The sequence below is a fragment of the Streptomyces sp. S465 genome (assembly GCF_026898115.1).
In the GTDB taxonomy this organism is placed as follows: Bacteria; Actinomycetota; Actinomycetes; order Streptomycetales; family Streptomycetaceae; genus Streptomyces; species Streptomyces luomodiensis.
The window spans coordinates 846,166-866,098 of the sequence record NZ_CP114036.1 but is presented as its reverse complement, the minus strand read 5'-3'; the positions used below and the strand labels follow the sequence as shown (position 1 = coordinate 866,098).

11 protein-coding genes and 1 pseudogene are annotated in these 19,933 nt (G+C 73.3%); 7 read left to right on the top strand and 5 right to left on the bottom strand.

The genetic code is table 11. The features are described 5' to 3' along the window. Positions 1–419 precede the first annotated feature (419 nt). Both N6H00_RS03565 and N6H00_RS03560 read left to right on the top strand, forming a co-directional pair. The gene (locus N6H00_RS03565) at positions 420–1,754 is read left to right on the top strand and encodes a beta-ketoacyl synthase N-terminal-like domain-containing protein (protein WP_443073193.1); all 1,335 of its coding nucleotides are present in this window, start codon (positions 420–422) and stop codon (positions 1,752–1,754) included. Between the two features lie 68 nt (positions 1,755–1,822). After that, entirely contained in the window at positions 1,823–8,197 is a 6,375-nt protein-coding gene (locus N6H00_RS03560; protein ID WP_268970052.1) for a type I polyketide synthase, read from the top strand. A 52-nt stretch (positions 8,198–8,249) separates the two neighbouring features. Here the strand turns inward: N6H00_RS03560 and N6H00_RS03555 are convergent, their stop codons facing one another. Both N6H00_RS03555 and N6H00_RS03550 read right to left on the bottom strand, forming a co-directional pair. Further along, on the bottom strand, positions 8,250–8,945 hold the full coding sequence (locus tag N6H00_RS03555) for a DUF4232 domain-containing protein (RefSeq protein WP_268970051.1): 696 nt from the start codon (positions 8,943–8,945) through the stop codon (positions 8,250–8,252). A gap of 58 nt (positions 8,946–9,003) precedes the next feature. Further along, positions 9,004–10,362: a Gfo/Idh/MocA family protein gene (locus N6H00_RS03550; protein ID WP_268970050.1), complete on the bottom strand. Its 1,359-nt coding sequence runs from the start codon at positions 10,360–10,362 to the stop codon at positions 9,004–9,006. A gap of 181 nt (positions 10,363–10,543) precedes the next feature. On the opposite strand from N6H00_RS03550, the gene N6H00_RS03545 reads away from it, so the two are divergent. The 3 genes from N6H00_RS03545 to N6H00_RS03535 all read left to right on the top strand — a co-directional run bounded on the left by N6H00_RS03545 (position 10,544) and on the right by N6H00_RS03535 (position 15,907). After that, complete coding sequence (locus N6H00_RS03545; RefSeq protein WP_268970049.1) at positions 10,544–10,918, top strand: hypothetical protein; 375 nt, start codon at positions 10,544–10,546, stop codon at positions 10,916–10,918. A 361-nt stretch (positions 10,919–11,279) separates the two neighbouring features. Then, positions 11,280–13,955 carry a SpoIIE family protein phosphatase gene (locus N6H00_RS03540; protein ID WP_443073192.1) on the top strand — a complete coding sequence of 892 codons (2,676 nt, stop codon included), beginning with the start codon at positions 11,280–11,282 and terminating at the stop codon, positions 13,953–13,955. Positions 13,956–14,038: 83 nt separating this feature from the next. Beyond that, complete coding sequence (locus N6H00_RS03535; RefSeq protein WP_268970048.1) at positions 14,039–15,907, top strand: CASTOR/POLLUX-related putative ion channel; 1,869 nt, start codon at positions 14,039–14,041, stop codon at positions 15,905–15,907. 15 nt (positions 15,908–15,922) lie between these two features. Here N6H00_RS03535 and N6H00_RS03530 read toward each other — a convergent pair. After that, positions 15,923–16,106: pseudogene (locus N6H00_RS03530) on the bottom strand (helix-turn-helix domain-containing protein); the annotation flags it as partial. A 22-nt stretch (positions 16,107–16,128) separates the two neighbouring features. After that, positions 16,129–16,905: an SDR family NAD(P)-dependent oxidoreductase gene (locus tag N6H00_RS03525; protein WP_268970047.1), complete on the bottom strand. Its 777-nt coding sequence runs from the start codon at positions 16,903–16,905 to the stop codon at positions 16,129–16,131. Positions 16,906–17,044: 139 nt separating this feature from the next. On the opposite strand from N6H00_RS03525, the gene N6H00_RS03520 reads away from it, so the two are divergent. Further along, positions 17,045–18,259, top strand: coding sequence for a DUF4032 domain-containing protein (locus N6H00_RS03520; protein WP_268970046.1), 1,215 nt, complete (start codon positions 17,045–17,047; stop codon positions 18,257–18,259). Positions 18,260–18,418: 159 nt separating this feature from the next. Here N6H00_RS03520 and N6H00_RS03515 read toward each other — a convergent pair whose 3' ends face one another. Then, positions 18,419–19,573, bottom strand: a complete 1,155-nt coding sequence (locus tag N6H00_RS03515) for a baeRF10 domain-containing protein (RefSeq protein WP_268970045.1) — start codon at positions 19,571–19,573, stop codon at positions 18,419–18,421. Positions 19,574–19,723: 150 nt separating this feature from the next. Here N6H00_RS03515 and N6H00_RS03510 point away from each other — a divergent pair, with 150 nt between their 5' ends. Further along, the gene (locus N6H00_RS03510) at positions 19,724–19,933 is read left to right on the top strand and encodes a hypothetical protein (protein WP_268970044.1); all 210 of its coding nucleotides are present in this window, start codon (positions 19,724–19,726) and stop codon (positions 19,931–19,933) included.

Genomic DNA, 19,933 nt, shown 5'->3' with positions numbered 1-19,933 from the left:
GAACACGAGCCCCCTTTTTCGCCGGGGTCGCGCGGCATGGGCTCCGGGGGTACGGCAGCGGTGCTCCGGACCGCCCGAATCCGCCTCCGGTGATACGACACCACCTACCGGACCGCACCCCGGAGGCGTAGCCTCAGCTATTCCACCGTCCTTTCCGAACGATGAGCGGCTCCGGGCGGAACCGGCTCACGATGCAACGGAAAAGGCTTCGCGTACTTCCCATGCCGCGCCGCATGCGCCGAATTCGCCGGTGCACCGATTCCGGCCCACCGGCGGTGCCATCGTGTATCCGGCCACTCGCCGTACCGGCGACTCAGCACTCCGGTGTGAGCGAAAGGAAACACCGTCATGATTCTCTCCAGCCCCGGCAGGGCACGGACCAGTCCCGGCAGGGCACGGACCAGCCCCGGCAGGGCACGGTGAAAGCGCCCCGGCCGGACCCGGGCGGCGCCGGCAACGCGCGGGACGCCGTCGTCACCGGCCTGGGTTTCTGTCTGCCGGGCGGCGCCGAACCCGTCTTCACCGCGGCCCAGGTGTGGGACATCGCCTCCCACGGCCGCACCGTCCTCGTCCGGAACGGCATCCACTTCGGCTCGGTCGACCTCAGCGCCGGGCAGTTCGAGGAACGCCTCCCCGATATCCCCGAGTTCTTCTCCCGCCACTACACCAACGCCCATCGGTACGGCCTGGTCTCCCTCGTCGAGGCGTGCGCCGACGCCGAGCTGGACGTCCACGCCGGTGACCTGCGCGAGGCGGCGGTGCTCGTCGGGCGCGGCAGCGTGGACGCCAATGTGGACAGCTATCTGAAACTGCTCGGTCTCGACGCCGCATCCATGTCCGCCTTCGACGCCCTCGAGATCTTCGTCGCGGCCGAACAGTCCGTGTCACCCTCCGACGTCGCCGTCGTCCAAGGGGCGCTGACCCGAACCGTCGGCCCCTGCTTCACCGTGTCCTGCGGCTGCTCGTCCGCCGCCGTGCAGATCGGCAACGCCCGCCGTCTGATCGCGGCCGGCGAGATCGACATCGCGGTGGTGACCGGCGTCGACGTCTCCAGCCTCGACCTGATCCGCAAGGGCCGGCGGCTGCTGCGCGGCGCGCTCCACGCCTGCGATGCGATGGACGCCGCCGGAATGCCCGATCTGCTGCCGTCCCTGAGCTCCCTGATGCGTCCTTACGACCGGCGCGCGGACTGCGTCAACTACGGCGAGGGATCCGCCACCGTGGTCCTGGAGAGCCGGGAACACGCCCAGCGGCGCGGCGCCCACCTCTACGGCCACGTGCTCGCCACCGCCCTCACCCGCGACGGCCTGGCCAACCCGCTCGCCACCGACGACACCGGCACCCAGCTCGCCAGGGCGGTCCGTGCCTGCCTGGGCGACCGGTGGCGGATCGAGCAGGTGCCGTACATCAACGGCGCAAGCGACGGCGGCGCCGCGGTCACCGCGCTGGAGGCCAACACCGTACGCGAGCTCTACGGCCCCGACTCCACCGTGCTGATCTCGTCCCAGGAGGGCTGCTTCGGCCACCACGGAGCAGCCGCCGGCTGCCTCGGCCTCGCCCTGACCTGCATGATGATGGAGTTCGGCGAGGTGTGCCCCACCACCAACTGCGAACAGCCCGCGGACGGACTCCCCTTCGACCCCATCCCCGGCACCCGCACCCGCCCCCTCGACTTCGACTACGCGCTCAGCTTCAACTACCAGATCGGTGGGGTGAAGCACGCGATGCTGCTGGGTGGCCCGGACACCATATGAGTCCGTCCCCCGGCGATCTCCACCCCATGGCCCCCACCCCGGGCCGCGCACCACCCATGGAGACCCCGATGAGTGAGCACACACCCGCCTCCGGCCCGCCCCCGGACCGTATCGCCGTGGTCGGCATGGGCTGCCGGCTTCCCGGTGACACCGACTCACCCGCCGCCCTCTGGCGGCTGCTGGCCGACGGCCGTGACGCCGTCACCGACCTTCCGCCGGAGCGCGCCGAGCTCTGGGCGGCCGAGCCCGCCACGACCGCCCGGCCCCAGGCCGCACCGCCGGTGCGCGGCGGATACCTGCGCGACGTGTCCGGCTTCGACGCCGACTTCTTCGGCGTCTCCGGACGCGAGGCCGACGTCCTCGACCCTCAGCACCGGCTGCTGCTCGAAGTGGCCTGGGAGGCCCTGGAACACGCCGGCATGCCCCCCGACCGGCTCGGCTCCACCGCCACCGGCGTCTTCACCGGGCTCAGCTACAACGACTACATGCACCGCCTCGACCGGCACCCCCGTGCGCTCGAGGGCTCCGCTCTGGCCAACGCGCACTGCGTCGCGGCCGGCCGGATCTCCTATCTCCTCGGCCTCCACGGCCCCTGCGTCGCCCTGGACACCGCGTGCTCGTCCTCCCTGGTCGCCGTCCACCTGGCCGCCCAGGCGCTGCGCACCCGCGAATGCGATCTGGCCCTGGCCGGCGGTGTCACCCTGATGTTCGAACCCCGCATCACCCGCTCGTTCGACCGGATGGGCATGCTCTCGCACACCGGCCACTGCCACGCCTTCGACGCCGCCGCCGACGGCTTCGTACGCGGCGAGGGCTGCGGCATCGTCGTCCTCAAACGCCTTACCGACGCCCTGCGGGACGGCGACCGGATCCTGGCCGTGCTGCGCGGCTCGGCCGTCAACCAGGACGGCCACTCCGACGGGCTCGCCGCGCCCTCGGCCACCGCTCAGCGCGCCCTGTACGAGGAGGCGCTCCGCCGCGCCGGAGTCGACCCCGCCGACGTCGGCATGGTCGAGGCCCACGGCACCGGCACCCCCGTCGGCGACCCGGTCGAATTCGCCAGTCTCGCCCAGGTCTACGGAACCGGCCGCGACCGCTGCGCCCTCGCCTCCGTCAAGACCAACCTGGGCCATCTGGAACCCGCCGCCGGTGTCACCGGGCTGATCAAGGCCGTGCTGTGCCTGGGGCGTGGACTGATCCCGCCCAATCTGCACTTCACCCGCTGGAACCCGGCCATCACGGCCGAGGGGACCCGCTTCTTCATTCCCCGGGAGCTCACCCCCTGGCCGGTGCGCACCGGCCCGCGGCTGGCCGCCGTGTCCTCCTTCGGCTTCTCCGGGACCAACGCCCATGTGGTGCTGGAACAACCTCCCGCCGCCCCCGCGCCCCGCCCGGCGCGGCGGCCCCGGCTCACCACCCGCACGGTCCCGCAGGTGTTCCTCGTGCCCGCCGGTTCCCCGGCCGCGCTGCCCGGCGCCGCGCGCCGCATGGCGGACTGGCTGGAGGGCGACGGCGCGGACACCCCGCTGCGCGACATCGCCCACACCCTCGCGCTGCGCCGCAGCGCCGGGCGCGGCCGGCTCGGCGTCACCGCCACCTCGCGCGCCGAACTCGTCGGCGCCCTGCGGGAGTTCGCCGCCGGCCGGGCCCACCCCGGTGTGGTCACCGGCGCGGTGGGCGCCGAGGTCACCCGCCGGCCGGTGTGGGTGTTCTCCGGCCAGGGCTCCCAGTGGCCCGGTATGGGACGGCGGCTGCTGGAGACCGAACCGGCCTTCGCCGAGGCGCTCGCCGAGGCCGACGCCCTCATCGCCGCCGAGTCCGGCTTCTCGGTGCTCGACATCGTCCGCTCCGGTGAGCCGGTCACCGGCTGCGACCGGGTGCAGCCCGTGCTGTTCGCCCTCCAGACCGCGCTCGCCGCCACCTGGCGGGCCCACGGCGTCCAGCCCGCCGGCGTCATCGGCCACTCCATGGGCGAGGTCGCCGCCGCCGTGGTGGCCGGGGCACTCTCTCCGGCCGACGGAGCCAAGGTGATCTGCCGCCGCTCCGCGCTGCTCACCCGCGTCGCCGGAAACGGCGCGATGGCCGGCGTGGGCCTGGGCGCCGAGGAGATACAGGCCGAACTCGACGCCTGTGGCGCCGCGGCGGCGGTCACCGTCGCCGTCATGGCCGCGCCCGGCTCCACCGTCGTGGCCGGGGACACCGCACGGGTCGAGCGGCTCGTCGCCGACTGGCAGGCCCGCTCCGTGCCCGCCGCCCTGATCGCCGTGGACGTCGCCTCGCACTCACCCCAGGTGGATCCGCTCCTGCCCGATCTGCGCACCGCGCTGGCCGACCTCACCCCCCGCCCGCCGGAGGTGCCCTTCTACACCACCGTCCTGGACGATCCGCACACCCCGCCCGCCTTCGACGCCGACTACTGGTGCGCCAACCTGCGCCGGCCGGTGCGGTTCGCCGCCGCCGTCGCCGCCGCGGCCGCCGACCGCCGCCTGGTGTACGTCGAGATATCCCCCCACCCGGTCGTCACCCACCCCCTGCACAGCGGTCTGACCGGACTGGTCGAGAACCCCGTGGTCCTGCCCACACTGCGCCGCGACGAGGACGAGCCGGCCACCTTCCACACCCAACTGGCCGCCCTGCACTGCGCGGGCGTCCCCGTCGACTGGTCCGCCCGGTACGCGGACGCCGCCCTCGCCGACGTCCCCACCATCACCTTCGACCGCACCCGCCACTGGGCCGACACCACCGGGGCCGTACCCTCCGACGCCCCGGCGGACCCGGCCGCGGACGGCACACTGCCCGGCGCGCACACCGAAGTGCCCGGCGACCCCCTCCGCCACTCCTGGCGCGCCCGCACCGGCACCGGCCCCCTGCCCTGGCTCGACGACCACCGGGTGCTCGGCGCGCCCGTGCTGCCCGGAGCCGCCTCCTACGCCCTCGCGCTCACCGCCGCCTGCGAGGTCTTCACCGCCGCGCCCACCGAGGTCGAGGTCACCGATCTGCGCTTCCACGAAGTGCTGCGGCTCGCCGAGCACACCGACCTGTCCACCACGGTCACCGTCGCCGCGACCGACCGCGCCGAATGCGAGATCTTCGGCCGTGGCGAGGACGGCGCCTGGGTGCGGCAGGCCACCGCGGTACTGCGCCGGCTCGCCGTACCTCCGCGCTCCCGCGCCGCCTCCGTCGAGACCCTCGCCCTGCGCCACCCACTCCCCGTCGAACCCGACGCCCTCTACGCCGGACTGCGGGCCCGGGGCGTGGCACACGGACCGGCCTTCCAAGGTCTCACCGAGGTGTCCACCTCCCGCCAGGGCAACAGCTTCTGGGCCCGGGTACGGATCCCCGAAACCGCCCGCACCCCCGGCCACGGCCTGCGCATCCACCCCGTCCTGGTCGACCTGTGCGCCCAACTCCCCGTCGCCGGACTGCTCGAGGAGGAGGACCGGAGACTCATGCTGCCCTCCCGGATCCACAGCGTCCGCGTCCTCGGGGACCCCGAGACCGCCGTGTACTGCCACGCCCGCCTCACCGAGGCCGGACCCGGGGCCCTCGTCGGCCACATCCGCCTGCTCGACGCGGCCGGCCGGCCGGTCCTGGCCATCGACGGCCTGCGGGCCGTCGGCAGTACCGCGCCCCGCACGGCCGAGACCGACCGGTGGTTCCTGGAGATCGGCTGGCGGCGCGCCACCCGGCCCCCGGCCACCCGCCCCCCGGGGCGGTGGCTGCTCGTCGGCGAGGCGGACCGCACCGCCCGCCCCGTCGCCGACGCCCTGCGCGCGGCCGGCGCCACCGCCCGGGTGTGGGACGCGCCCCTGACCGATGAGGGGCTCGACACGTTCCGGGACGCCCTCACCGGCCGGCTGCCCCGCTCCGGAGCCCGGCCGCGCGCCGTGGTGCTCCTGTGCGGCCGGCGCCCCGCCGACAGCGGCCCCCAGGACGGGCTGCGCCGCGTCCGCAGACTGCTCGCCGCCGCTCAGGCACTCACCGCCGGCTGCCCCGAACCGCCCCGCCTGTACGTGGTCACCCACGGCGCCCGCACCGTGGCCCCCGGGGATCCGGCGGACCCCGGACAGAGCGCGGTGCGCGGACTGCTGCGGGTGCTGGCCCTGGAACACCCCGAACTGCGGGCCACTTCGGTGGACACCGACCCGGCCGCCCCGGACCGGCTCGCCGAGACCCTCGCCGCCGAACTCCTCGCCGACGGCCCCGAGGACGAGATCGCGCTGCGCGACGGGGCCCGCTACGCCGCCCAGCTGGCCTACGCGCCCCTCACCGACACCGAGCGGACCACCGCCGCCGCCCGCACCGTGCGCTGCGGCACCGACGGCTTCCGGCTGCGCGCCGGCCGCCTCGGCGACCTCGGCAGCCTGGAGCTCACCGTCACCCCCCGCCGCCCGCCCGGACCCGGCGAAGTGGAACTGCGGGTGCTCGCCGCGGGCCTGAACTTCCGTGATGTCCTCACCGCCATGGGCCTGCTCCCCGGCGACGAGGACGTCCGCTACCGGCTCGGCTTCGAATGCGCGGGCGAGGTCACCGCGGTCGGAGCCGGTGTCGACCAGCTGCGCACCGGCGACCGCGTGGTGGCGGCCGATGTGCACGGCGGCGCCTTCGGATCGTTCCTCGTCGTCCCCGCGGACCGCATCGGCCCCCTCCCCGAGGGCATGGACCCGGCCACCGCCGCCGGACTGCCGATCGCGTTCCTCACCGCCTGGTACGCGCTGCGCCACGTCGGCCGGGTGGCGGCGGGGGAGCGGGTGCTGATCCACTCGGCCACCGGCGGCACCGGACTCGCCGCCATCGCGGTCGCCCGGCTGCTGGGCGCCGAGGTGCTGGCCACGGCGGGCAGCGAGGAGAAACGGCGCTTTCTGCGGGCCATGGGCATCGCCCAGGTGATGGACTCCAGATCGCTGGACTTCCGCGACCAGGTCAAGGAGGCCACCGGGGGCGAGGGCGTGGACCTGGTGCTCAACTCCCTCGCCGGGGCGGCCATCCGGGCCGGGGTGGAGTGTCTGCGCCCCTTCGGCCGCTTCGTCGAACTCGGCGTGCGCGACATCCTCTCCGACGCCCCGCTCGGGCTCGCCCCGCTGCGGCACAACATCACTTTCGCCACCGTGGACCTCAAAGAGGTGCAGCTGGCCCACCCGCAGGTGTACGCCACGATGCTGCGGGAGGTGCTCGCCGCGTTCGCCGAGGGCCGTCTCAAGCCGCTGCGCTGCACCACCTATCCGCTGGCCGAGGCCACCGAGGCGTTCCGGCAGATGGCCGGCGCCCGCCACATCGGCAAGCTGGTGCTGACCATCCCGCAGGAGGGCCAGGCCGACGCGGTGCTGCCGGACGGGCCGCCGATCGTACGGGAGGGCGCGACGTACATCGTCACCGGCGGCCTGCGCGGCCTCGGGCTCGCCACCGCCTGCTGGCTGGCCCGGCGGGGCGCGGGCCATCTGGTGCTCAACGGGCGCACCGGGCCGGACGGCGCCGCCGCGCGGACGCTCGGCGAACTCTCCGCCCACGGCACCAGGATCAGCGTCGTGCTCGGCGACATCGGCCACCCGGACACGGCCGGCCGGCTCGTGTCCGCCGCCACCGCCGAGGACCGGGCGCCGCTGCGCGGCGTGGTGCACTGCGCCATGGTCCTGGACGACGCGGCCGTCACCACCCTCCGCGAGGACCAGCTGTGCCGCGTATGGGCGCCGAAGGCCACCGGTGCGTGGCGGCTGCACCAGGCCACCGAGGGACACCGGCTCGACTGGTTCACGGTGTACTCCTCCATGGCCTCCCTCGTCGGCAACCCCGGACAAGGTGCCTACGCGGCCGCCAACGCCTGGCTGGACGACTTCGCCGCGTGGCGCTCGGCGCGCGGGCTGCCCACCCTCGCGGTCAACTGGGGCCCGTGGGGCGAGACCGGGGTGGCCACCGGCTTCGCCGACCGCGGTTACCGGACCATCGCCACCGACGAGGGGCTGCGGGCGCTCGGCGACCTCCTGGCCCACCGGCGGGTGCGGACCGGTGTGCTCCCCGGTGAACCGGACACCTGGATCCCCGCCGCCGGCCGCCACAGCTCCCTGTTCGCCCCGCTCACCTCCGCCGAGGGCACTCCGGCGGCCACCGGGGAGGGCGGCGACGACATCCGCGCCCGGCTGGCCGCCCTCCCGGCCGGTCCGGCCCGCCGCACCGCGCTGGAGTCCTGGCTGACCGAGCACATCCGGGCCGTGCTGCGGCTCAGCAGCAGCACCCTCGATCCGCAGACCCCGCTGAAGTCGCTGGGCTTCGACTCGCTGCTCGCCATGGAGCTGCGGGTCCGCCTGGAGACCGGGCTGGACATCAAGCTCGCGGGCGACTTCGTCTGGCGGCATCCGACCGTGGCGGCCCTGGCCGTAGGTCTCGCCCAGCACATGGGACTGGAGCTGACGCCCCACCAGGCCGGGGGGCTGTCCGCCCCGGACTGACGCGACGACGGACGCCGGGCGCCAGGTGTCACCGGCGGGCGCCACCGGCGGGCTACGGGCGGGGCCCGGCCGGGGCGGACGCCGTGGGCCGGGCCCAGGCGCTCACGCCCAGCTTGCCGGTGGTGCCCAGGTCGATGTGGTCGGGCACGGTCTGCCAGTCCATCCCGTCGCCGTTCGGCGCGATCCGCAGATAGCGCCCGTCGGCGGCGGGGCGCGTGCCTTCCGTCACCGTGTTCCGCCACACCAGCCGCGCCACCGCCCGCTCACCGGGCTTCAGCCGCACCGGCCCGGTGGCGGTCTCGAAGCCGCCGATGGTGGCGATGCCCGACGTCCCGTGGCCGACCGTGACCTCCAGCGGTTCCAGGTCCGCGTCGAGGACCTGGACGGACGGGTGGCCGTTCACCGTACGGTCCCGCTTGCCGCAGTTCACCAGCTCGACCGTCTGCACCCGCAACCCCATGGCCGCGTCGGCCTCCGCGGCCCGCAGCAGCACCCCCGAGCCGGGGCAGACCGGGGAAGCGGTGGGTGAGGCGGTGGGCGGAGTGACGGTGAGCGATTCGACGGCGACCGGGCCCGACGGGCGGGACGTGGCCTCGTCGGGCACCGCGGCGGCCCCCGACGAGGTCTGCGTACCGCAGGCGGTGAGCAGACCGGCCGCCGCGAGCGAGACCGGCAGAAGTCTTCGGCGGCGCCGCGCGGCACCCCGGAAGCGGGGCGCGCCGGGTGTTCTGATCGTTTCCGTGTCCATGCGGCTCATCCTGCCTCAGCCGGGGGCGGGATGAGCCGCGTCGGACCCAACTCCCCGGCTACCGCGCCACGAGATCCGCCGTGGCCACCGGCTTCCCGTCGGCGAACGACTGGTTGGCAGCGAGCCCGGTGACCAGCGCGAGCGCCCCGTCCTCCTCGGTGGCCCGCTGGCGGGAGGCGTCCGAGGCGTCCGAGGCTGCCGCCCCGGCGGCCGCGGCCGGGTCCACCGGACCGTAGAGCACATCGAGCATCCGCTGGTCGCCACCGCCGTGCCCGGCGTGGTCGAACTCCGGCAGCTCCACCTCCCGCGGCGGCTCCCACAGCGGCCGCAGCACCAGCCGCGGACCGCCCGCGTTGGCGAGCGCCTGGTCGCCGTGGATGGTGCCGCGGCCGGAGGCCGTGCCCAGCAGCGGCGGCTGCCACTTGCTCTCCTCGACCTCCAGCTCCAGCCGGCCCCGGGTGCCGTTGAACATCACCCGGTAGCCCTCCCAGGGGGAGTAGGCGGTCAGGTGGTACGTCATGGTGGCGCCGGTGTCGTAGCGGACCAGCAGCGCCATGTCGTCCTCGATGGTGATGCCGTCGCCGAACACATTGCGGTCGCGGTGGTAGCCGTCCGCGCCCTCGGCGTCCAGGTACAGCGAGCGCAGCGCGTCGTTCCCGGCCAGTTCCAGCGCGAACGGGTCGTCCCTGGCGGCGGCGGCGCCGTGGGCCCGCTCGTAGTCGCGCCGGTAGCCGCTGCGCTCGCCGGCCGCACGGCCGTAGAAGCCGAGCCCGCCGTAGCCGAACACCTCCTCGGGCCGGGCCCCCAGCCACCAGTTGACCAGGTCGAAGTGGTGGCTGGACTTGTGCACCATCAGTCCGCCGCTGTGCTCCTTCTCGCGGTGCCAGCGGCGGAAGTAGTCGGCCCCGTGCCGGGTGTCCAGCAGCCACTCGAAGTGCACCGACAGCACCTGGCCGATGGCACCGCCGGACAGCTGCCGGTGAACCTCCTCGTGGACCGGGTTGAAGCGGTAGTTGAAGGCGACCGCCAGATGGTTGCCGGTCTCCTCGACCGTCTCCAGGATGCGGCGGCACTTGGCCGCGTCGGTGGTCATCGGCTTCTCCGTGACCACCCGGCAGCCGGCTCGCAGGGCGGGCACGATGTACGCGTCGTGCAGCGCGTCCACGCAGGTCACCACGACCTCCTGGATGTCGTCCGCGCGCAGCCGCCGCTCGAACTCATCCGGGCCCCAGGCGGCCGCCTCCGGTTCGCCCGCATCCTTCAGCAGCCGCTGGTGGTGGGCGATGCGCACCGGGTTCGGATCGCACAGCGCGGCGACCCGCAGCTGCGGACGGCGGGCCAGTGCCTCGGTGAACATCTGGGCCCGGGATCCGGTGCCCACCACCACGGCCCGGGACGGGGTGCTGCCGACGGTCATGCGCCCTCCAGCGGGAAAAACGATTCAATCCTGCGTCGTGCCTGGGCAGGATAGGACGATCGGCGGCCGGCCACCACGGGTGGTGCCGTCCGGGACGGGGGGATCGCGTGCGGGGGTGCGCCAACGAACCCTGTGCGAGGATGAAATGTATGGACATGCAGGTCCCGGGAGGGCGGCGGTCATGACCGACATCCAGGAGTCGCTGCGTGAGGTGATGGGGTGCGAGGGAGCGCTGGCGGCCTCGCTCGTCGACTATCTGAGCCGGATCAGCCTGGGCGCCGTCCAGGCCCCGCGCGGACCGGACCTGGAGAAGGTGGCCTACGGGGACACCGACGTGCTGCGCGCCAAGCTGTCCACCCTGGAGCTGCTCGGCTACGACCCGGAGCGCCTCGAGGACATCGTCGTCACACTGGACACCGAGTACCACGTGATCCGCCCGCTCAGTCGGCGCGCCCGCCAGGGTGTCTTCCTCTATCTGGTGGCCGACCGGGCGCGGGTGGACCTGGATGCCACCCGGGCCACGATGCGCGACGTGGCCGGTCGGCTTGATGTGTGACCGGCGTCATGTGGTCAGGCGCGGCCGGTGAGCGTTGCGTGTGCGAGCCGCCACTGTCTGGTGGCCGACCGGGCGCGGGTGGACCTGGATGCCACCCGGGCCACGATGGGCGACGTGGCCGGTCGGCTTGATGTGTGACCGGCGTCATGTGGCCAGGCGTGGCCGGTGAGCGTTGCGTGTGCGAGCCGTCACCCGCCGTACCGATGCGTATCGGAGACCGGAACGCCCCTGGTCCGGCCCCACCCGTCGGCACGACCACGAGGTGGCGAATGGTAGTAAGGGGGACGTGATCGGAGATTTCGGTCGATCAAGGCTCTCCCCGCCCGCCCCCTCCCGGAAGCGCTTCGGCTCCCTGCTGGGGGTGCGCAGCATCGCCGGACAGGTCTTCGCCGTCCAGGTGGTGCTCGTCGGCCTGCTCATCGCCGCGGCGACCACCGCGCTCGTCCTCCAGGCCCGCAGCGACAGCGAGCGGGAGGCCATGGGCCGCGCGACCGCCGTTGCCCAGACCTTCGCCACCTCCCCGGAGGTCGTGGCCGCGCTGCGCACCGACGATCCGACCGCCCGGCTCCAGCCGCGGGCCGAGCAGGCCCGGCGGCAGGCCCGTGTGGACTTCGTGGTCGTGGCCGACACCAAGGGAATCCGCTACACCCACCCCAGGCCGGAGTTCATCGGCAAGCGGCTCGTCGCCGACTTCCGGTCCGCGGCCCGGGGCAGGATCGTCACCGAGTCCGTCCAGGGGCCCCTGGGCCGGGAGGTCCAGGCCACCGTCCCGGTCACCAGGAGCGACGGCACCGTGGCCGGTGTGGTCTGCGCCGGCCTGACCGGCTCGGACGCGACCGGCCGGGTCGAGCACCAGCTGCCGCTCGTCCTCGGCTCCGCGGCCGGCGCGCTCGCGCTCGCCACCGGCGGCACGGCGCTGGTCGGGAGACGGCTGCGGCGGCAGACGCGGGGACTCGGCCCCGCCCAGATGACCCGCATGTACGAGCACCACGACGCCGTGCTCCACTCCGTCCGGGAAGGTGTGCTCATCGTCGACGGCCAGGGCCGTCTCGTCCTCGCCAACGACGAGGCCGGCCGCCTGCTCGAGCTGCCCCCGGACGCCGAGGGCCGCCCCGTCACCGAGCTCGGCCTCGAACCGGGCACCGCCGACCTGCTCGCCTCGGGCCGGGTCGCCACCGACGAGGTGCGTCCGGCCGGGGACCGGCTGCTCGTCGTCAACCAGCGCCCCACCCGAGGGGACGGCGGGGTGTCCGGGAGCGTCGCCACCCTCCGCGACTCCACCGAACTGCGCGCGCTGTCCGGCAAGGCCGAAGTGGCGGAGCGGCGGCTGAGGCTGCTCTACGAGGCCGGTGCGAAGATCGGCACCACCCTCGATGTGGTGCGCACCGCCGAGGAGCTGACCGGGTTCGCCGTCCCGTGGTTCGCCGACTTCGCCACCGTCGACCTCGTGGACCCCGTGCTGCGCGGCGACGAGCCCGCGGACGGCGCCATGCGCCGCACCGCCATCCGTGGCGTCCGGGCCGACCATCCGCTGTGGCGCACCGGCAAGATGATCACCTATACCGGCACCGCGCCCCAGGCGCTGGTCTTCGGCGCGGGCCGGCCGGTGCTCGAGGCGGATCTGCGGACCCGCGCGGAATGGCGGGAGCAGGACCCCGAACAGGCGGCCAAGATCGTCCGTTATGGCATCCACTCGATGATCACCGTCCCGCTGCGGGCCCGGGACGTCCCCCTGGGCCTCGCCACCTTCTGGCGCTCGGCGGAGTCCGCGCCGTTCGACGAGGACGACGTGGCGTTCACCGAGGAGCTGGTCGCCCGCGCCGCCGTGGCCATCGACAACGCCCGCCGCTACACCCGCGAACACGCCATGGCGGTCACCCTCCAGCGCAGTCTGCTGCCCCAGGGCCTGCCCGAACAGGACGCCCTGGACGTGGCCCACCGCTACCAGCCCGCCCGGTCCTCGGCCGGCGGCGACTGGTTCGACGTCATCCCGCTCCCCGGCGCCCGGGTCGCCCTCGCCGTCGGCGATGTCGTCGGCCATGGACTGCACGCCGCCGCCACCATGGGCCGGCTGCGCACCGCCGTGCACAACTTCTCCGCCCTCGACCTGCCGCCCGACGAACTCATCGCCCATCTCGACGAGCTGGTCAGCCGGTTCGACCAGGACCAGGCCGCCGCGGGCTCCGACGCCCCGGGGATCGGCGGCGCCACCTGTCTGTACGCCGTCTACGACCCGGTCTCCGGCCGCTGCACGGTGGCGGGCGCCGGTCACCCGGGCCCCGCGGTGGTCCTCCCCGACGGCGAGGTCACCCTCCCCGACGTCCCCCTCGCCCCGCCGCTGGGCCTCGGCGGCGAACTCGTCGAGACCGCCGAGCTGGAGCTGCCCGAGGGCAGCCGGCTGGCCCTGTTCACCGACGGACTGGTCCGGGACCGGGGCCGGGACGCCGACGAGGGGCTCGAGGCGCTGCGCACCACCCTCGCCGGGCTCCCCGAGGCCACCCCGGAGGAGACCTGTCAGGCCGTCTTCCAGGCCATGACGTCCGACCACCCCGGCGACGACATCGCCCTCCTCGTCGCCCGCACCCGCCGTCTGGACCCCGGACACGTCGCCGAATGGGAGCTGCCCGCCGACCCCGCCGCGGTCGCCCGCATCCGCAACGAGGCGGCCCGGCGACTCACCGCATGGGGGCTGGAGGAGTTCGGCTTCACCACCGAACTCATCCTCAGCGAGCTGATGACCAACGCCGTCCGCTATGGATCCGCCCCGCTCCGCGTCCGGTTGCTGCGCGCCCGCACCCTCGTCTGCGAGGTGGCCGACGGCTCCAGCACCTCGCCCCATCTGCGCCGCGCCGCCACCACCGACGAGGGCGGCCGGGGGCTCTTCCTCGTCGCCCAGTACGCCCAGCGCTGGGGAACCCGCTACACCCCCAACGGTAAGATCATCTGGGCCGAACAGCCCCTGACCGACCCGGTGGCCGCGCTGGGCGACCTCGAGGGCGACGACCTCCTCGACCAGTGGGACGACCTCCCCGGCTGACCGCCGCGCACCAGCGCCTGGAACACCGCTCACCAGGGGCCGTTGGGCCCCTGGCGGCGTTGTGGGCGATGGAGGAGTGCGGCATGAAGAGGCTGCGGGAGCGGCTGCGGTACTGGTTCGACGGGACGATGGACCGTGGCACCCCGGCGCTGATCGGCTGGCTGGGGCTGGCTTCCCTGGCGTTGATCACCTTGGTCTCCGGTGTGGTGGTCGCCTTCGCCCGCAAGGACACCGAGGACAACGGCGGTTGGCTGGGCATCGTCTGGATGAGCCTGCTGCGCACCCTCGACCCGGGGACGATGGGCGGGGACACCGGCCGGCCGCTGTTCCTGATCCTCATGCTCATCGTGACCATCGGCGGGATCTTCATCGTCAGCGCGCTGATCGGTGTGATGACCACCGGCCTGGAGGCCCGCATCCACGAGCTGCGCAAGGGCACATCACGGCTGATCGAGCACGGCCACACCATTGTGCTGGGCTGGTCGGAACAGGTCTTCACGGTGATAGCCGAGCTGGTGGAGGCCAACCAGAGCGAGCGGCGCTCCTGTGTGGTGATCCTCGCCGACCGGGACAAGGTCGATATGGAAGACGAGATCCGGCGCCGTATCCCGGACACCGGGAAGACCCGGGTGATCTGCCGCTCCGGCAATCCGCTCCAGCGCGGCGACCTGGAGCTGGTGAGCCCGGACACCGCCAAGTCCATCATGGTGCTCTCCCCGGTCGGGGACGACAGCGACATCGACGTCATCAAGTCGCTGTTGCTGCTGAACAGCCGCACCTGGTCCGGGCCGCGCCCCAATGTGGTGGCCGCCGTGCAGAGTTCGGCGAACCTGGCGGCCGCCCGGCTGGCCGCCGGGGACACCGCGCTGGTGATCGACGCCGATGACATCGCGGTCGGGCTGATCGTGCAGTCCCACCGGCAGTCCGGTCTGTCCACCGTCTTCAACGAACTGCTCAGCTTCGTCGGCAATGAGATCTACCCCTGGGACGAGCCCGCGCTGGTCGGCTCCACCTACGGGGAGTCGCTGAACGCCTTCGCACTCGGGGTGCCCATCGGTCTGCACCGCGCGGACGGCGAGGCGCTGGTCAACCCCGCCACGGACACCGTGATCGGGCACGGGGACCGGCTGCTGATGCTCGCGGAGGACGATCTGCTCATCCAGGCGGTGGCCGCCCGGCCCCGGATCGTACGCGAGGCCATCGCGGCGGCCGAGGTCCGGCCGCCGGTCCCGGACCGGACGCTGCTGATCGGCTGGAACTCCCGCGCGGAGAAGATCATCGAACAGCTCGACCTGCTGGTGAAGCCCGGATCGGTGGTGGACATCGCGGCCCCGCGCCCGCCCCGCGAGGAGATGAACCGGCAGCTGCGGAACCTCACGGTCGGATTCAAGCACTGCGAACCCACCCGCCGCCCGTCGCTGGAGGCGCTCGGGCTGGACGGCTACCGCCATATCGTGGTGCTGACCGACGACGGGATCGACCCCGGGCGGGCCGACGACCGCACCCTGGTCACGCTGCTGCACCTGCGCGACATCGAGGTCCAGCTCGGCGATCCGTACTCGATCGTCACCGAGATGCACGACGACGCCAACCGCGAGGTGGCACAGGTCACCAAGGCCGACGACTTCATCGTCTCCACCAAGGTGATCAGCCTGCTGCTCACCCAGCTCACCGAGAACCGCCATCTGTACGCGGTTTTCGCCGACCTCTTCGACCCGCAGGGCTCCGAGATCTACCTCAAGCCGGCGGCCGGCTATCTGATACCGGGCGCGGAGGCGAACTTCGCCACCGTCATCGAGGCCGCCCGCCAGCGCGGCGAGACGGCCATCGGCTACCGGCTGGCCCGGCACGGTGACCAGCCACCGCTCTACGGCGTCCACCTCAACCCGTCCAAGACCGCACCGCTGACCCTGGAGGAGGGCGATACGGTCGTGGTCCTCGCCGAGGACTGAACGGAGGCGCGCCGGTCAGCCGAGCGCACGGTGGGCGCCGGGGGTGTGGCCGAAGGCCCGCCGGAAGACGTCGGTGAAGGCGCTGCTGGACGCCCAGCCGCGGCGATGGGCGACGGCCGTGACGGAGCAGTCATCGGCCGGCAGCCCGCAGGGCGTGGTGCGGCCGCGGCCGGGTGCGCCACTGCGGGAAGGCTTTTCCCGGCCGGAGCCTGCCAGGGCCGTCACCGTACGGTGGGCCCGCCGTCCACGTTCATGATGGTGCCGGTGGTCCAGCCGGCCTGGGGGGAGGCGAGGAAGGCCGCCGCGGCGGCCACTTCACGGGGTTCGCCGGTCCGGCCCGGGAGACGGGCGTCCGGGGCGTGGCCGTCAGCGGTCCCGTGCTCCTCGGTGTACGTCGCCGCGAGGCGGTCCCGTTCACAGGCCGGGGCGCGTTCGGCGCCGGGGGCGATGCCGTTGACCCGGACGCCGGAGGGGCCCAGTTCACTGGCGAGCGCCCTGGTCATCGCGTTGACCGCGCCGCGGGTGGCCGAGTAGGCCGCGGACGGGCCGTCGGCGGACATCTTGTGGGCCCAGTAGCTGCTGATGTTGATGATGCTGCCGCGGCCCTCGATGAGCGCGGGCAGCAGCGCCTGGGCGAGGAGGAAGGGCACCCGGACGTTGAGATGGAGCATGGCGTCGAAGGACTCGGCCGAGGTCTGGGCGAGCGGGCTGAAGTGTGCCGTGCCCGCGTTGTTGACCAGGGTGTCCACCCGCCTGGTGAGCGCGAGTACCTGCCGCGCGGCGGCGGTCGCGCCGCCGGGGTCGGCCAGGTCGACGCAGAGGGTGCGCACGGTGGTGCCGTGTCCGGCCAGGGACTGTCGGGCCCGGTCGAGCGTGTCCCGGTCACGGGCGAGCAGCACCAGATCGGCGCCTTCCACGGCGAAGGCGTCCGCGATGGCGTAGCCGAGGCCCTCGTCGCCCCCGGTGATCACCGCGGTGGTGCCGGCGAGATGGCTCATGGCAGGGGCTCCTTTCGGGTCTCGGTCCTGTCGTGGCGGCCTCCCTAAACGGACAGATCTTGTCCGATTGGATCTTCAGCGTATGTATCTGGACAGATTCTGTCCACTTGTGGTTATCCGTGCCGCACACTGGGATGCCATGGAGTTGCAGATCACCGCCACGTCGCCGGAGCATCCCGCGTCCCTGCTCGATCTGCCGTGGCACATCCCGCTGGAGGAGTGGCCGGATGAGCATCTGATCGCGCTGCCCCGGGGCATCTCCCGCCATGTCGTCCGCTTCGCCCAGGCGGGCGGCGAGATCGTCGCGGTCAAGGAGGTCGGCGAATGGGCGGCCGTACGGGAGTACGGGCTGCTGCGCGACCTGGACCGGCTCGCGGTCCCCGCCGTGGACGCGCTCGCCGTGGTGACCGGGCGCACCGACGAGCACGGCGAACCGCTGGAACCGGCACTGATCACCCGTCACCTGGTGGGGTCGCAGCCCTACCGGTCGATGTTCCAGACGACGATGCGGCCGGGCACCATCAGACGGCTGCTCGACGCGCTCGCCGTGCTGCTGGTGCGCTTGCACCTGGCCGGTTTCGCCTGGGGCGACTGCTCGCTGTCCAACACCCTCTTCCGGCGCGACGCGGGCGCCTACGCCGCCTATCTGGTGGACGCCGAGACCGGGCAGATCCAGCCCAAACTCACCAGCGGACAGCGGGAGTACGACGTCGAGGTGGCGCGGGTGAACATCGCGGGCGAGCTGATGGACCTGGAGGCGAGCGGTTCCCTGCACCCCTCGGTCGACCCGGTGCTCTTCGGCCAGGCCATCGTCGAGCGGTACCGCGAGCTGTGGCACGAACTGACCCGCCAGTCGGTCTATCCGCTCACCCGGCGCCACGCCATCGACCAGCGCGTCCGGCGCCTGAACGACCTCGGGTTCGACGTGGCGGAGATGCAGATCGAGCGCTCACCCGACGGCGACACGGTCACCTTCGTGCCCAAGGTCGTCGACGCGGGCCACCACCAGCGGCAGTTGCTGCGGCTGACCGGACTGGACGCGGAGGAGAACCAGGCCCGCAGCCTCCTGAACGACCTGGAGACCTGGATGGCCACCCAGGACGACTACGCGCCCGGCGATCCGCTCGGCGCGCGCCCGGAGGTACTCGCCCACCGCTGGGTGCGCGATGTCTTCCGGCCCACCGTACGGATGATCCCCCGGGAGCTGCGGGGTACCACCGACACCGCGCAGATCTACTACGAACTGCTGGAACACCGCTGGCTGTTGTGCGAGCGGGCCGGCCATGACGTGGGCCTGGAGGCCACCGTCGAGGACTACATACGGACGGTCCTGGCGGACCGGCCCCACGGCTGACGCCCGCGCCCCCGGACCGGTGAGCCGGGCCGTCGCCGCCGACCGGCTCGGCGAGGAGGCCCTGCGAACGGCGGAGGCACTGCGCGCGCACCCGCACTCAGCCCGCCGCGGCCTGGCCGAATGGGCTCGCCCGTCGTGGCCGCCCCGGGGCGGCGCGGGCTATCCCGCGGCGGTCGGCCGCGGCGGGAGCTCGAAGCGCAGCAGGGCCCCGGTCAGATGGGTGCGCAGCTCCGTCTCCGGCTCGATATGGCGGATCTCGCCCCCGTCGTCGATGACGGTTTCGGCCAGCGCGTCGATGATGTCGGGGACCTCGCGCAGCGGATCGCCGCACAGCGGACAGCTCTCGCCCGAGCGCGCGAGGAGCCCGTCCCGGTCGCAGACGACCCCGGGGGCGGCCGCCTCCTCGTCCGCCGCCAGGGTGCCGACCGCTGCCAGCGACGCCGCCCACAGCGTCTCGTCCAGCCCCACGGCGCTCAGCGGCCGCCCGGCCGCCTTGGCCTCCAGGATGTCGCCCACGAGCTGCCGTTGCTTCTGGTGGGCGTGGTCGGAGACGATCTTCTGCACCCGGTTCCTGATGTCCGCGGGGGTCGCGGTCTCACGGTCGACGGTGAAGTCGCCGATCAGCCGCTCCCGCAGGTCACCGGGGAGGAACTGAAGGAAGTTCGGCACCTCGTGGGAGTGCCCGCCGACCACGAGCACATCGAAGGCCCGCCTCCCGAACAGCTGCTTGAGCTCGCCGACGAGCTTCCGGAAGTGGCGTTTGCTCAGCTCATCGGCCTTGTTGCGGACCCTGTCCTCGGCGAGCCCCGCAGCGTAGTCGGGCTTGCGCAGCGTACGGTCGCGGATCTCGTCCAGCTCCCGGGCCTGGTCGAGGTAGTGCTCCCAGATCTGGCCGGCCCCCCGTTCCACGATGACGGCGCAGGCGCGGTCGTACTCATCCAGCACGGCCAGCATGGGGCGGACGTACGGATCGGAGTCCACCACGACGCGCTCGCGGGTGGGGCGTGGCAGCCACACCTCCTCGTACACATCCTTGCCACTGCAGGCGAAGACGGCGACGGCGCCGGGCTGGTGCGGCTCGAAGGCCAGCGACTTCTCCAGCTTCACGATGTCCTCGCGGAGCGAGAGCCGCGCGGCATGATCGAGCGAGCTGTCCAGCGAGAGCGGCCGGATGCGGTCCAGCAGACTGGCCACCCGGGTCATGAATGTGCTGCGGCCGGGCTGCTCGGGCAGTACGGGGACGTAGAGGGACACACATGGAAGACCGTTCCCGCTCAACCGCAGGACCCGGTCGACCTGCTCTTGCGTGATCATGGCCGCTCCTCGCCGCGACGGTGAGCCTCACTGCGCCTCATTCCAGGTAACGCGGTGGTCGCGGGAGAGGCAAACGCAACCCGGGGACCGACTCGTAACCGGAGCGGCCGCTCGAGTGGCAATACCGCCGCCGTCGCCGGTACGGACGGTGTGCGGGAGAACCTCCGCCGGGCCGTGGAGGCGCATATCCGCTGCCACGCCCGGCACCGGCTGGAGGCGTTCGACGGCAACCGTGGGATCGGCGCCTGGAAGAGCTCGGCCAGGAGCGGGGCCGCGCCGCCGCGGCACCTGCGAGCGCGGGTTCCGCGCACCACCTACGGCGATATCGCCCCGTGCGCCGTCTCTGCGGTCACCCCGTGA

What these genes read in the sequence shown, in the direction of transcription:
- N6H00_RS03560 (WP_268970052.1), top strand. Translation starts at nt 1,823, where the DNA reads ATGAGTGAGCACACACCCGCCTCCGGCCCGCCCCCGGACCGTATCGCC.
- N6H00_RS03555 (WP_268970051.1), bottom strand. Translation starts at nt 8,945, where the DNA reads ATGGACACGGAAACGATCAGAACACCCGGCGCGCCCCGCTTCCGGGGT.
- N6H00_RS03550 (WP_268970050.1), bottom strand. Translation starts at nt 10,362, where the DNA reads ATGACCGTCGGCAGCACCCCGTCCCGGGCCGTGGTGGTGGGCACCGGA.
- N6H00_RS03545 (WP_268970049.1), top strand. Translation starts at nt 10,544, where the DNA reads ATGACCGACATCCAGGAGTCGCTGCGTGAGGTGATGGGGTGCGAGGGA.
- N6H00_RS03535 (WP_268970048.1), top strand. Translation starts at nt 14,039, where the DNA reads ATGAAGAGGCTGCGGGAGCGGCTGCGGTACTGGTTCGACGGGACGATG.
- N6H00_RS03525 (WP_268970047.1), bottom strand. Translation starts at nt 16,905, where the DNA reads ATGAGCCATCTCGCCGGCACCACCGCGGTGATCACCGGGGGCGACGAG.
- N6H00_RS03520 (WP_268970046.1), top strand. Translation starts at nt 17,045, where the DNA reads ATGGAGTTGCAGATCACCGCCACGTCGCCGGAGCATCCCGCGTCCCTG.
- N6H00_RS03515 (WP_268970045.1), bottom strand. Translation starts at nt 19,573, where the DNA reads ATGATCACGCAAGAGCAGGTCGACCGGGTCCTGCGGTTGAGCGGGAAC.